The 13,761-nt window shown below is 63.4% G+C and carries 11 protein-coding genes and 2 pseudogenes; 9 read left to right on the top strand and 4 right to left on the bottom strand.

The window, feature by feature from the left end:
• The first annotated feature begins 11 nt into the window (after window positions 1-11).
• Both ACX12L_RS21710 and ACX12L_RS21715 read left to right on the top strand, forming a co-directional pair.
• Window positions 12-1,673 (top strand): FecR domain-containing protein, encoded by a 1,662-nt coding sequence (locus ACX12L_RS21710; RefSeq protein ID WP_459264440.1) that lies wholly within the window; start codon window positions 12-14, stop codon window positions 1,671-1,673.
• A 47-nt stretch (window positions 1,674-1,720) separates the two neighbouring features.
• Entirely contained in the window at window positions 1,721-4,018 is a 2,298-nt protein-coding gene (locus ACX12L_RS21715; RefSeq protein ID WP_459264441.1) for a CHASE2 domain-containing protein, read from the top strand.
• Between the two features lie 31 nt (window positions 4,019-4,049).
• Here the strand turns inward: ACX12L_RS21715 and ACX12L_RS21720 are convergent, their stop codons facing one another.
• Complete coding sequence (locus ACX12L_RS21720; protein WP_459264442.1) at window positions 4,050-5,450, bottom strand: TIGR03013 family XrtA/PEP-CTERM system glycosyltransferase; 1,401 nt, start codon at window positions 5,448-5,450, stop codon at window positions 4,050-4,052.
• Between the two features lie 167 nt (window positions 5,451-5,617).
• The gene (locus tag ACX12L_RS21725) at window positions 5,618-7,555 is read right to left on the bottom strand and encodes an O-antigen ligase family protein (RefSeq protein ID WP_459264443.1); all 1,938 of its coding nucleotides are present in this window, start codon (window positions 7,553-7,555) and stop codon (window positions 5,618-5,620) included.
• 322 nt (window positions 7,556-7,877) lie between these two features.
• Here ACX12L_RS21725 and ACX12L_RS21730 point away from each other — a divergent pair, with 322 nt between their 5' ends.
• From ACX12L_RS21730 to ACX12L_RS21745, 4 genes are all read left to right on the top strand, one after another.
• Window positions 7,878-9,068, top strand: coding sequence for a tyrosine-type recombinase/integrase (locus ACX12L_RS21730; RefSeq protein ID WP_459264444.1), 1,191 nt, complete (start codon window positions 7,878-7,880; stop codon window positions 9,066-9,068).
• A gap of 79 nt (window positions 9,069-9,147) precedes the next feature.
• On the top strand, window positions 9,148-9,513 hold the full coding sequence (locus ACX12L_RS21735) for a type II toxin-antitoxin system RelE/ParE family toxin (protein ID WP_317702402.1): 366 nt from the start codon (window positions 9,148-9,150) through the stop codon (window positions 9,511-9,513).
• Entirely contained in the window at window positions 9,506-9,844 is a 339-nt protein-coding gene (locus tag ACX12L_RS21740; RefSeq protein ID WP_409830560.1) for an XRE family transcriptional regulator, read from the top strand. Before ACX12L_RS21735 ends, ACX12L_RS21740 begins: the two co-directional genes overlap by 8 nt.
• 14 nt (window positions 9,845-9,858) lie before the next feature.
• Window positions 9,859-10,050: a hypothetical protein gene (locus tag ACX12L_RS21745; RefSeq protein WP_312844324.1), complete on the top strand. Its 192-nt coding sequence runs from the start codon at window positions 9,859-9,861 to the stop codon at window positions 10,048-10,050.
• 521 nt (window positions 10,051-10,571) lie between these two features.
• Here ACX12L_RS21745 and ACX12L_RS21750 read toward each other — a convergent pair.
• Window positions 10,572-11,378 carry a hypothetical protein gene (locus tag ACX12L_RS21750; RefSeq protein WP_459264445.1) on the bottom strand — a complete coding sequence of 269 codons (807 nt, stop codon included), beginning with the start codon at window positions 11,376-11,378 and terminating at the stop codon, window positions 10,572-10,574.
• A gap of 113 nt (window positions 11,379-11,491) precedes the next feature.
• Here ACX12L_RS21750 and ACX12L_RS21755 point away from each other — a divergent pair.
• Window positions 11,492-11,717, top strand: a pseudogene (locus ACX12L_RS21755) (transposase domain-containing protein); the annotation flags it as partial.
• Window positions 11,718-11,763: 46 nt separating this feature from the next.
• Window positions 11,764-11,934: pseudogene (locus ACX12L_RS21760) on the top strand (transposase domain-containing protein); the annotation flags it as partial.
• Window positions 11,935-11,956: 22 nt separating this feature from the next.
• Here ACX12L_RS21760 and cadR read toward each other — a convergent pair.
• Window positions 11,957-12,376 (bottom strand): Cd(II)/Pb(II)-responsive transcriptional regulator, encoded by a 420-nt coding sequence (cadR, locus tag ACX12L_RS21765; protein ID WP_010791743.1) that lies wholly within the window; start codon window positions 12,374-12,376, stop codon window positions 11,957-11,959.
• 55 nt (window positions 12,377-12,431) lie between these two features.
• Between cadR and ACX12L_RS21770 the strand changes: the two genes are divergently transcribed.
• Window positions 12,432-13,532: a cation transporter gene (locus tag ACX12L_RS21770; RefSeq protein WP_077446928.1), complete on the top strand. Its 1,101-nt coding sequence runs from the start codon at window positions 12,432-12,434 to the stop codon at window positions 13,530-13,532.
• The last annotated feature ends 229 nt before the right edge of the window (window positions 13,533-13,761 follow it).

Here is a 13,761-nt window from a genome sequence, read left to right on the forward strand (position 1 = left end):
ATGCGGCCCCCATGGCGCTGGCCATCTGGGCTGCGGCAGCCCACTGCGGCGCATATGCCACGACACAGGACCTCGAACACCGGGTGCGGCCGGGCGACACGCTGGAGGCCTTGTCCACGCACTACCTGGACACCCCGCGGCTGTGGCCGCAACTGCAGGCCTACAACCGTGTGGCCGATCCCCACCGGCTGCGGCCGGGCTCGGTGCTGCGCATCCCTGCCCGGCTGCTGCCCGCGGGCTCCGCCCAGGTGGATTTCGTGCACGGGCAGGCGAGCGCCACGCCCCCTGCGGGCGCCGGCGCCACGCCACTGCAAGCCGGCCAGTCCCTGGACGAAGGCGCGCGCCTGCAGGTGGCGCCAGACTCTTTCGTCACCGTACGCCTGGCCGACGGCACGCTGATCCGCGTGCAGGCCGGCACGGACTTGCAGCTGCAGCAACTGCGGCGGCGCGGCCGCGCGGGCGACGCCCAGTCCGTGCTGGAACTTCGCCGCGGCAGCGTGGAGTCCTCCGTGCCGCCCAGCCGCGACGGCGCACGGCGCTTCCAGGTGCGCACGCCCAAGGCCTCGACCAGCGTGCGCGGTACGCGCTTCGCCGTCACCCTGGCGCAGGATGACCGCACCCTCGCGGCCGTGACCGCAGGCGCACTCTCCGTGGAGCCACGGCTCGCCGGCATGTCCGCGCCAGCCACGGCAGCGACGCTGCTGGACGCGGGCCACGGCGTGGCCGTGGCGGCCGATGGCCAGGTGGGCACACCGCGCGCGCTGCTGCCGGCGCCCGACCTCTCCGCCCTGCCAGCCTCCACGCACGACGCCGACTTCCTTTCCCTTGCGCTTGCACCGGTGCCCACCGCCGTGGCGTATCAGGTGCAGGTCGCACACGACGCGGATTTCATCCAGACGCTGCGCAGCGGCACCTTCAGCGCGCCCCAGGTACGTTTTCCGGCTCTCGAGGATGGCAGCTACCACTTGTCGGTACGCGCGATCGACGACAGCGGCCTGCCGGGCAAGGTGGCGCAGCGTGCCCTCACCATCAAGGCGCATCCAGTGCCGCCGCTGCACCAGGCCCCTGCGCCGGGCGGCACGGTATCGCGCACGCAGGGCGAATTGCTGTGCACCCCCGTCGCCGGCGTCACGCGCTACCGCATCCAGGTGGCCGCCGATGCAGGCTTTGCGGCGCCGCTGCTGGACGAAACCAGTACCCATCAGTGCGGCGCGCGGGTGGCTGCGCTGGCGCCGGGCCGCTACTACTGGCGCGCGGCCAGCGTGCGCGAGCTGCCCGGCGGAGCCAGCGACCAGGGCCCCTACGCCCCAGGCCAGCCCTTCACGGTGGCCAACAATCCCAGCGCGCCCAGCGCCGCCGCCCTGCAGTCCGGCGGCGACGGACCCGGCCTTCGGCTGCGCTGGCCTGGCGAACCGGGCCAGAGCTATCGCCTGCAGGTCGCGGCCACCGACGACTTCGCCACGCCGCTGGTGGACGAGCGCCTGGACACGCCCGCGTGGGCCTCCACCGGCCTGGCGCCGGGCGCGTACTTCGTGCGCATACAAACGCGCGACCCCTCGGGCCTGGAAAGCAGCTTCTCCACCCCGCGCCTGCTGCGCGTGCAGGCGGCCGTGCAAACACAGTCGGGCCTGCCCGTGACGTCCTCCGATGGGCAGCCGCTGTCGCGCCCCTGAGCGGCCGGCAGGGCAACCCCCGCGGCCCCGGGCCCCATGAAAAGATCGTGAACAGGTTCTCAGAGGTCGGCGGCCGCGCCAATCTGCGCCGCGAATGGGTCATGCTGTCGATGGCCGTGCTGTGCCTTGTGGCCTGGCTGTGCGCCAGCGGCACCCTGCGCCGCATCGACCATCTGGTGCAGGACGCAGGCATGCGCCTGAACACGCTTTCCGCGCATCCAGACATCGTCATCATCGCCATCGACGACCGCAGCATCGAGGCCATCGGCCGCTGGCCCTGGCGCCGCGCGCTGCATGCACAGCTCATCGAGCAGATCTCCGCACAATCGCCGCGCGCCCTGGGGCTGGACATCCTGTTCGGCGAGGAAGACGCCGACTACCCCGGCGACGACTTGCTGCTGGCCCGGGCGCTGGAGCGCAGCGGCCACGCCGTGCTGCCCGTGGCCCGGCGCGACCTGGGCACGCACAGCGCGGCCGATGCGCCGCTGCCGCTGCTGCGCCGTGCCACCGCCCAGCTGGGCCATGTGCAGGCCCAGGTGGATTCCGACGGCGTGGCGCGCAGCCTGTACCGGACCGAAGGCCCGCGGGACGCGCCCTGGCCCCATTTCAGTACGGCAATGCTGTGCGCCGCGGGCCGGGCGCTGCCGGACTGCCGCGGCAACGCGGCCCCCGCCGGCGGGCCCTGGACACGCCAGGATCTGCAAATCCTGCGCTTTGCAGGCGGGCCATTCACCACCTATGCCTACATCGATGTGCTCAAGGGCCGGCTGCCAGCCGGCGCGCTGCGCGACAAATACGTCCTCGTGGGCGCCAGCGCCACCGGTTTGGGAGACATGTTCGCCGTGCCCATGGCGGCACAGGCCGAGCGCATTGCCGGGGTGGAGATGATCGCCCACGCGCTCAATGCCGAGCTTGCGCAATCACGCATTCGGCCGGCGCCCATGGGCTGGGACATGGGCTTCAACCTCGCGCCCACAGTCCTGGCACTGCTGGCCATCGTGCTGCTGGGGCCGCTGGCTGGCCTGATGTCCTGCACGGCCCTTTTCATAGGCACCCTGGCGACTGCGGCGCTTGCGCCTGCACTGTGGGGATGGCAGCTTGCCGCCGCTCCGGCCATGGTCGGCGTGGCCATGGCGTACCCCTTGTGGAGCTGGCGCAGGCTCAGTGCCGCCGCGCATTTTCTGCAGCTGGAGATGCGCGAGTTGCGGGAGGCCGGGCTCTCTCCCCTCCCCGAGGAACCTCCGCGCCCCCTGCTGCGCGGCGACGTGCTCGAACAGCGCATCCACGCCGTGGAAGACGCCACGCGCAGGCTGCGCAGGCTGCACCATTTCGTCAGCGACAGCCTCCAGCACCTGCCCTCGCCCACCTTCGTGTGCGATGCCCAAGGCAACGTGACCCTCGCCAACGAAGCGGCACAACGCTACGTGCAGGCACGGCACTCCCTGCAAGGCCAGGCGATCGGGCGCCTATTGGCCAACCTCGTGCAGACCCATGGGACCACCTCCCTCCTGCCGCGGAATGGGGAGCAGATGGCCGCCATCCCGCCCCAACAGGAAGGCCGGGATGCGCACGGACGCCACATGCTCATGCTGTGCAAGCCCTTTACGCAGGACGGCAACACCATATGGCTCATCACCCTGGTGGACTTGACCGACATGCGCCGCGCTCAGCAGCAGCGCGACCAGGCGCTGCATTTCATCTCGCACGACATACGCGCACCGATTGCGTCCATCCTCACGCTGATCGAGATGCACCGCGAATTCCCCGAGCAGTTGCCGCAACAGGAACTGCTGGCGCGCATGGAGCGTTATGCCCAATCCTCGCTGGCCATGGCGCAGGGCTTCGTGCAACTGGCCGGCGCCCAGGCGCAGTCCTACCAGAGTGCACCTTTCGACTTGGCGGCCGCCCTGGAGGAAACCGTGGACGGCGCATGGGCCGCTGCGCAGGAGCATGGCGTCAAGGTGCACATGGCCGCCCTGCCCGACGCCGCTCCCTGCCATGGCGACCGCAGCCTGATCTGCCGCGCCATCGCCAACGTGCTGGGCAATGCCATCAAGTTCAGCCCTGCCGGCAGCACGGTACGCTGCGCGCTGGCATCCGAGGGTGCCTACTGGGTGATCTCCGTGCGCGACCAGGGCCCGGGGATCGCACCGGAGTTGCAGGGCAATCTATTCCAGCCCTTCAAGCGCCTGCACGAAGGCAGCCATCCCGGCGTGGGCGGTGTGGGCCTGGGCCTGGCACTGGTGCAGACCGTGGTGCAACGCCATGGCGGACGGGTCCAGGTGAACAGCAGCGGCGGCGCAGGCGCCGAATTCCAATTACTGCTTCCCCGCCCGCACCCCTGACCCTGCAGAACGGCGCAAACAAATACCAGCCCTACTGGGCACCCTTGCCGGTGAGGACGACACCCACGGTCTCAAACAGGATGATCAGGTCCAGAAACCACGAGTGGTTCTTGACATAGTACAGGTCGTACTGCAGTTTCTGCTCCGCGTCCTTGATCGACGCACCGTAGTGGTAGCGCACCTGCGCCCATCCGGTAAGCCCGGGCTTGATTCCATGCCGCAAGGCATAGTATGGAATGTCCAGCGTCAGGCGTTCCACGAAATAGGGCCGCTCGGGCCTGGGCCCCACCAGGCTCATATCCCCCTTGAGCACACAGAATAGCTGCGGCAATTCATCTATCCGCATCTTGCGGATGATTTTTCCGACACGGGTCACCCGCGTATCCCCGGCACCAGCCCAGCGCGGCGTTCCATCTTTTTCCGCGTCCTGCCGCATGCTGCGAAATTTGATGACATTGAAGACACCACCGTTGAGCCCGACGCGCTCCTGCCGATAAAAGATCGGCCTGCCACTCTCGATGAAGATCAGGAGCGCCGTCACCAGCATCACCGGAGAGGACACCAGCAGCAAAATGCCGGACCCCAGGATGTCGAACAGCCGCTTGACGACCGAGCGAACAATCCCTTGCTTGAAGCCATCGCCAAAAATCAACCACCCTGCGGACACCGCCTCCAGATGGATCTGCCCCAGAAGCTGCTCGAAATGGGTAGCCAGGTCGATCACATGAATACCTTGCAGCTTGCAGTCGAGCAGTTCTCGCAACGGCATGCTGCCGCCCCGGCGTTCACTCAGCGCCACCACGATCTCATTCACACGATGGTCCCGCACCACATCGGTCAGCGTCTTCCCAGGAGAAACGACATTCAGCCCCGAAACAACGGGCTCCTTCTCCTGCGGCCCACGAAAATACCCGATCAAATCGATACTCGGATCATTTTCAAGCAAGGATTGGCCAACAATGGATGCTCGCGCCCCCGTCCCATAAATCAGTACCCGTTGACGCGTGTACGAGACTGGCAATACTTCATTTCCCAGCAAACGCATGATCAGCATGCCACCAACGATGAGCAGCAGTGCCAGCAGGGTTTGCTCGTTCTGGTAAGGCGGCTGCAGCGGAAGCAGCAGCAGAATGCTGCCCACGATGACCATGGAAAAAACAAAAGACAGTACGGCACGGGCCCGCACCTGTCCAACGGTCAGCTTGCTGGGGCGGTCGTACAGGCCAAGCGCGAAATTCACGCCGATAATCCCGATGGCCATTCCCCCTCCACGAATAACCCCCGAGGAAATTACTTCCCCATTGAATATACCCACTCCGCCCTGCAGCATCAGCGAAACAATCAAGGTACTCACGATCACCATGGAATACATGATGACCTGCAGAATGATTCTTCGGCGGAAATGATGATTTAAAATCTTGAACATTGCCATTCCCTGCAATATCCGAACGTCGGACGTAAAAACACGAGACAAAATCGCCTGCCACCGAAACCCAGGCAATCGACTTCCTATGGGACAGACCAAAAAATACAATCCAGACCGTCTTGCCGCCGCTACGTCCTGAAGGAGTGGGTCCAGCCCCGTCCCCCTGGGATCGGCTAGTCCTCGCGCACCAACGGTGATACGACAAGCAACAACCAAAGCATAGTGGATACACGTGGAATTTCAATGATACTTACCACGGCGCCTATCAGAAGAGTGGCGCCGATGGAACCGCCCACGATCAGGGCCAGCGGTTTGTGGCTTCTGATGCCGCGTACGAGCAGCAGGAGCGCCCACACGACGATGGCCGCCAATACCAGCAGGCCGAGCAGGCCGCGCTCCACCAATAGCTCCAGCAGCAGGTTGTCCATGTGCCAGGGCAGGAAGTTCTCGTACGCGACGCTGCTCCAGTGGCGCGGGCCGAGTAGGAAGGCCGGATTCTTGAGCACCTGCCGGCCTTGAGGGTCGATCAGCTCCACCCCCTCCAGTCGCATGACCGCATTGGCCTGCAGGACCTTGATGGAAAGCACTCCCCCTCTCCAGGCGGGACGGATGCTGCCCGATTCAAAAGCGGGGCCCAGCAGGGGCAGTTCCATCCAGCCGCCGACGGTCCGGCTGTCGTCAGACAGCTGGCGCGTGCGAAGCTGGCAGCGAGAGACATACAGCAGGTGCTGCTCGCACAGCTGGACCTTCACCCACGCCGGAGAATCCAGGTGCGCACGCAGACGAACCTTGTAGCCGCCGCCGGGTGCCAGCGCGACACGCTGCGTCAGCGCCAGTTCCCCCCTGACGCCGGGGCGCATGGGGCCAGAAAGCCAGGCTTCGGTGCTTCCGTCGGCTTCTTGCAGCCAGCGCACCCGGCCTGCAAGCGCGCCTTCGGCGGTTTGCGTGCTGTAGTGCGCCGGCAGGCGCCCCACGCCCAGCCCCAGGATCCATTGGCCGGGCGTATGCAGCAAGCCCACACCGCGCTTCCAATGGGCCATGCGTTGGTGCAGATCCACGTTCGAGCGGACCAGGCGATCCGACATGAACGCCCCGCCGAGCCAGACCCCCATGGTTTCGACGACCAGCGCAGCCAGCAGCCACACCATTGCCTTGCGGTGCCATGCCGTGTCATCCGGGGCGTCGAAATGGTAGCGGCGTACCAACGCGCCCAGGGCCACGCCGGTGACGAGCGCCGCCAGATACAGGCCACGGGAGTAAGTCGTGAGCACCGCATAGGTGGACAGCAGCACCAGCGCCGCCGCACCGTACCAACGCCAGCCATGGGGGGCGGACCAGGCTGCCCACCATGCGAACGGCAGGGCCATGGCCAGGTAGGCGTCGATCGCAGCGCCTCCGACATGCATTTCCCAGAACCACGCCGTAGTCCGGTAATTGGTGCCGAAATCCAGCCACCCCACATAGAGGCCCCGCTCCCACAACACGCCGGCGCAGACCAGGAACAGCCCTGCGACCATGCCCCGCGCCAGCCGCAGCGGCGCGCCCTGGGGCCAGCGGTACAGAACGGGCATCAAAAGCAGCCCCCACGCCAGGCTCTTGGCCACGCGCAGCGTATTGCCGGGCAAGTCGTAGTCCCCGTAGGGCCCCTGGCTCCACAGCTGCGCGAGCAGCGTGGCCCATGATGCGGCGCCGCGCGCATCGTCCAGGCCGCGCCACACACCCAGCAGCAGCAGCGGCGGCAGCACCACGTATGCCCAGCGCATGCCCGGCGGCGTTCGAGCGAACGACGCCGCAGGACTGCGCCATGCATCCACGCCCCAGCGCAGGTAGGCCCCGCCCATGGCCGCCAGCACCAGCAGATCGGACCCGTCCACCAGCCACCAACCCGACCAGGGCGTGAAACTGGCCACGGGCAGCAGGGACGGCAGCACGCACCACAGATCGGCGGGCCGCGACACGGTCCAGGCCGCGATCGCGGACAGCAGAGACAGGGCCAGTACCGGCGCCAGCGGATGGTGCGCCGCGCCTCCCAGAGCCGCTGCGATGCACGAGGCGCCGAGCAACACCGCCCCGGTGCCTGTCACGTTGCTTGCGCTCGCACTTCGGAACAAGGCCGCCCTCCGATATCTACGGCCCAGATGATGGCAGGACAAACTGCACGCGTGCGGCCGATGGAAACAAAAAAGGCTTGCTGCCCAATGAATGGCAGCAAGCCCTTATGCATATTGGCGGAGAGGGTGGCAGTCGAACCCGGGTTTCACTTTGCGTCAGAAAATCTCAATAAATCAGAAAATAACCCAATATAAACAATGACTTATGATTTTTGTTGTTTCACGGCGTTTCGGATGACATCTCTCAATCTTGTGTTTTTTCCGTATACTTTTCCGTATAACGAGACCAAAATTCGGGTCTCCTCTCCGTCGAACTCCACCCATGGTCAAAGCCAACAAACTCACTCAATTGCAAGCCACCAGACTCAAGGAGCCGGGCCTGCATGGCGACGGTGCCGGCCTGTGGCTGAAAGTCACCGAAGGGGGCTCCAAGTCCTGGATTTTGCGCTACGCCTTCAACGGTCGTGAGCGCTGGACGGGACTGGGGCCATACCCCGAAGTCTCCCTGGCCGATGCCCGCGACAAAGCCATGGCCTGGCGTCGTCAGGTGCGCCAAGGCATCGACCCCATGCAAGTCAAGCACCAAGCCGCTGCCGTGGCGCGTGCCGAGCAAGCCAAAACCATCACGTTCGACAGTTGCGCCGAGCGCTACATCGAATCGCACCGCTCTGGCTGGAAGAACGCCAAGCACGCCGACCAGTGGACGAACACGCTGCAGACTTACGCAGCCCCCATCATCGGCAAGATGGATGTCGCGCTGATTGAAACCGCGCACATCATGCGCGTGCTTGAACCGGTGTGGCACACCAAGGCAGAAACCGCCTCGCGCCTGCGGGGCCGTTTGGAAGCTGTGCTCGATTGGGCCACCGTGCACCGGTACCGCACGGGAGATAACCCCGCCCGCTGGAAAGGCCACCTCGACGCACTGCTGCCCGCACGCTCCAAAGTCGCCAAATCAAAGCACTTCGCTGCACTGCCATGGCGCGACATGAAACCCTTCATGGCCGAGCTGCGCCAGCAAAGTGGCATTGGTGCGCTGGCTCTGCAGTTCACCATCCTCACCGCCGCCCGCTCAGGCGAAGTGCGCGGTATGGCCTGGTACGAGGTGGACTTCGAGCACAAACTGTGGACCGTCCCTGGCGAACGCATGAAAGCCGGGAAAGAGCACCGGGTACCGCTATCGGAGGCTGCCATGCAACTGCTGGAGTCTTTGAAGGACACCAAGCTGGCAGATACCGACATCGTGTTTCCCAGCACGCGTGACCACAAACCCCTATCCGACATGACACTCACCGCCGTGCTGCGGCGCATGAAGCGCGACGACATCACCGTGCACGGGTTTCGGTCCTCGTTTCGGGACTGGGCAGCTGAAGCCACCGACTACCCCCAGGAAATGGCGGAAATGGCGCTGGCGCACATTGTGGGCAACAAGGTGGAGGCAGCCTACCGGCGCGGGGACATGCTGGAGAAGCGACGCGCGATGATGCAGGCGTGGGCAGAGCACTCGCTATGAACACCGTGCAGTGGCTGTTGGATCAGCCAACCCGAATCTATTCCCTTGACGGAATATTCCTTGGAGGCTATATTTAACTATGTCTTGGGACGTTGAGTACACCGATGAGTTTGAAGCGTGGTGGGAAGGTTTGTCAGAGCAGGAGCAAGTGTCCTTGGCCGCTTCGGTAGCGTTGCTGGAAGAGCGTGGCCCCTCACTCGGACACCCCCACAGCAGTGGTATCAACGGTTCTCGCCACGGGCACATGCGTGAATTGCGCACGCAGCACGGAGGTCGGCCGTTTCGCACGCTGTATGCCTTTGACCCTCGCCGAATGGCAATTTTATTGATCGGCGGTGATAAGACGGGTGATGACCGCTGGTACGAAGTGCATGTGCCAATCGCTGATCGGTTGTATGACGAGCATCTGGTCCAGCTTCGCCGTGAAGGAGAAATAGATGGCTAAGAAGTTTTCTGAATTGCGGGCTGCAATGAGCCCTCAAGCGCGCGCTCAAGCAGCTGAACTCGCGCAAACCATGCTGGATGAAATGCCACTGCACGAGCTGCGCCAAGCTCGGGGGCTGTCGCAAAAGATGCTGGCGGATGTGCTACATGTGCAGCAACCCTCTATCGCCAAGATGGAGAAGCGCACAGACATGTACCTTTCAACGCTACGCAGCCACATCCAAGCGATGGGGGGTGAGCTGGAAGTCATTGCACGGTTTCCAGATGGGGCGGTGAAGATCAGCAACTTTGCGGAACTGGGTGCTCCGACACAGGCTGCAATGCCCTCGTGAGTGGTTCCCGTCCAATGGAAGCTGCACTGCCTGCGGAAGCAAAAAAGGCTGCCAGCCCGCTGCTGGCCGCACTGCATGACATTGCTACCGACCTGCACAAAGCGGGCTTCATGGATCTGAAGACCCTGCGTAAATACGATGCGCTGTGTCTAGCTGACGAGGTGTGCGAGGCAGAAGACATCGTCACGCGACGATCTCAACTGTAGATCGGTCAAGGACAGCTTTCAGCGTCTGCGAACGCATTCACGTTATCGGTATCGCAGTAGGAAGCTAGCAACGGCGCTCTGGTTGACCCGCTCAGGTGCCAGGGGCGGTAAGCATTTGCTTGAGGTTCGTTACCGAGTTGAGGGGGCTTGTGTGCGGAAGGTGTCGACCCAATCAGTTGCTCGAAATTTTCGAATAACTGCTGGCGACCACGACATGGCGCGTAGATATGCTGAGCATTTCCAATAGGCATAACGTAGCTGAGATTCAACGGCCAAGCGAACCAGTCATCCGTGCTCGGTGAACACGGCGCGCCCCATTAGCCTTGATAGGCGGGGGGCTAGGCTTGGCCTTCGGCGTCCTGGAAGGACGACCGCTCCAGGCTGTTTACAGTCAGTCAGCGCCGCAGTCTCCAATGACCGCTTTGATCCCGAGGAGACTTTGCTGCCGGGGTATCAGCATACATGTGCGTACGGCGGTCGGGTGAACTGGCTGCTAGCGAAGTACAGGCAATAGCAAAGCCTTAGTCCTGCTGGGTCATGCCGTCCCAATGAACTCCCTCTCGAGTTGGACCGTCTGGGGCGAGCACAAGCATGTCATCGCGGAGCGGCCGAAGGTGCTCTGGTCGTCTTCCAGCCCAATGGCAGGTCTCATCGAAGGCTTCACTCCTGTTCGGAGAACTTTCTGGAGCGAACCAGTGAACATAAACATGCTCAAGCCCCTTTCCCTGAGGGTCAAAGTTAGTGATGGTCCTGACCACCTTGTCGTATCTGAGCCGCTCGACATCATCGCCATCGACTGCCTCGAAACCGATGTGAATGACACCAGGTCGATCGTCTGGCAACTGACGCACGCCATCAGCAAGACGCTTCAGAACGTCCCGCGCCTTTCCGTCAATGGCAGCAGGACTATGGCTTTCCCAGTCGAGCACGATGGCTTGGTCGCACTCTGCGACGTACAGGGGGTTTTCCGCCATCTTCGCGAGCAGAATATGGATGATCTTCGCATTCCGCTTGTATTCACCCGTTAGCAGTTCCATCATCCGGGCACTGTGCAATGCGATGTCATCGGTCTTGAGCAAGGCCTTCAGCCGACTCATATCCAGCCTCTCGATGCAACCGGACCCGTTCCGGTCCTCCCACCGGTGAGGAGCCAGAAACCCGCCGGACAGGGCTTCAAACCAGCTCAAGAGAATCGGCTGGACGATGATGACTACCAGACGACCACGGTCGAGATCGTGACCCGTCTGCCATATCTGCACGCGAGCCAGTTTCAGTCCGTCGCGCTTTCGAAGGTTGAAAACCCACCATGGCCGAGTTCCCTCGTGCATCGGGCCGGCTTCGAAGCGGGGTTCCGCGGGCCTCACATCATGATTCCCCAAGGGGTGGAGACCACCTTGACACCCTGGAGCCGCAGCAGATGCGAGCGGCTCTGCTGTCGTTGATGGGTGAGCTGGCCGAGCGAGACGGTGTGATTGAGCGCCAGGGCCAAGAGGTGATCTTCAAACAGGCCCTGATCGACAAGCTCACGCACGAGAACGCGCTGCTCAAGCGCATGAAGTTCGCCGCACAGTCGGAGCGCTTCAGCGCCGAGCAGAAGAGCCTGCTCGATGAATCGCTGGATGAGGACCTGCAGGCGGTGGCCGATGAGATCGAGCAGGCCACGCCGCCAGTGGCAGGCCGCCAAGACAAGCAAGTCCCCAAACGCGCAGCCTCAGCCTACGAGCTGGTCAGAGGGCAGCAGCCGTCATGACGCTCATCCAGTCAGCACGACTCAATGGGCATGATCCCTATGCGTATCTCAAGGACGTTTTGGCTCGCTTGCCGACGCAACGGGTTAGCCTGGTTCACGAGTTGCTACCGCATCGTTGGTTCGCACCGAGCTGAATGTCGTTATTTGAGGCTCCGCTCAGCGAACGGTTGGCCAGCTTGCCCCAGTGGCGCTGCGCAGCGATTCAAGTGCACCGCAATCGCCAACGCATACCCCTCCCGCACAGGTACTGCGGATGGCACGCAGTTGCTTGCGCAGCGCCTGCAACTCGGCGATTCGCTGCTCTACCAAGCGCATTTGATCGTCTAGCAAGGCATTGACCTCGTCGCAGGACATGGCGGGGTCGTCCTGCAACTGCAGCAGAGCCCGGATATCGTCGTGCGACATGTCCAGCGAGCGGCACCGAACGATGAAGGCCAACCTGTCGACATGCTGTTGGCCATATTGCCGATAGTTGTTGGCGGCCCGCAGGGGCGCCTGCAGAAGGCCCTCTGCTTCATAAAAGCGCACCGCGGGAACGGAGCACCCTGCCAATGACGATAGTTCACCGATTTTCATATTTGCCTACCTACCGCTTGACTCTACAGCTACTTGAGGGTTTCTAATACGGGACATGAGTACATGTCAAAGCAGTAGCTGCTCGAGCAGTTGCAATTCGCAGACGGTCGACGAGGCCCCAAGCGCCATTGCTTCCGTGGAGAGCACATTTTCAGTTCCGGGAATGGACTGCCCCTCCGAGGAGAACCTCATTCGCATGGCGCTGGGTGGTCTGACCGGGGTTGGGCCGATGACCTTCGATCTGGCCCATCGGCAGCTCCGGGTGGTGCACTCGGGCGAGCCCGCCAGGATCGCCCAGAAGCTGACGCCCCTGAACTTGGGTGCGGTTCTGCTGACAAGCGAGAGGCGCACCGAAGGCGGGCAGTGGAAGACGCGTTTCTCCGTGCCGAAGATGGATTGCCCGTCGGAGGAGAATCTCATTCGGATGGCGCTGGCCGATGCGTCGGCTGTTGCGGCACTGGACTTCGATCTGAAGGACCGTGTACTCACCGTGCAGCATGGGGGAAGTACGCAAGAGCTGCTGGGCCGTCTCATCCCTCTCAACCTCGGCGCGCAAGTGTTGGACAGCGTGCAAAGCGACGAGTCTACGGCCCCAGACGCAGAGGGGAATGCCTCTGAGGCTCGGACCTTAAAGCTGCTGCTCGCTATCAACGGTGCGATGTTTGTCTTTGAGTTGATCGTTGGCCTGATCGCCCAGTCCACAGGTCTCATAGCGGACTCGCTTGACATGTTCGCCGATGCGGCGGTCTACGGACTGGCGCTCTATGCGGTGGGCCGCGCCGCCGCCTTGAAGATGAAGGCAGCGCACATCGCTGGTTGGTTGCAAGTCGTGCTTGCGCTTGGCGCGCTTTTGGAGGTCGTTCGGCGGGCAGTTGTGGGAAGTGAGCCGGCGTCCATGCTCATGATGAGTATCGGGCTGGTCGCATTGATCGCCAACGTCACCTGCCTGGTGCTGATCGCCAAGAAGCGGGATCGGGGCGCCCACATGACGGCAAGCTACATTTTTTCTGCGAATGATGTGATCGCAAACGCGGGGGTGATAGTCGCTGGTGTTTTGGTCGCTTGGACGGGCTCCTCGTACCCTGACCTCGTGATTGGCGCAGTCATTGCGCTGATAGTGCTCAGCGGTGCCCGGCGCATCCTGAACCTCCGATAGCCAATCTAGCGGCATCCCACACCGATGCCTAGCCAAGGTGGGATGGCCGGCCGCTTACTGACCTCCAGCGGAAAGTGCAACCGTTTGATCACGCGGCGCAGGGTAAGCGCGCGGCGATCCCATATTGACCTTTGCCGGCCACCCGGGTATCGCTCAAGCGCTCGAAGCCTGCCAGCGATGCGGTAGCAGCTCTTCCACCCGGCTGGCCCTGTGCGTGGGCAGCCGCGTG

This window comes from Alicycliphilus sp. T452, from assembly GCF_054512775.1.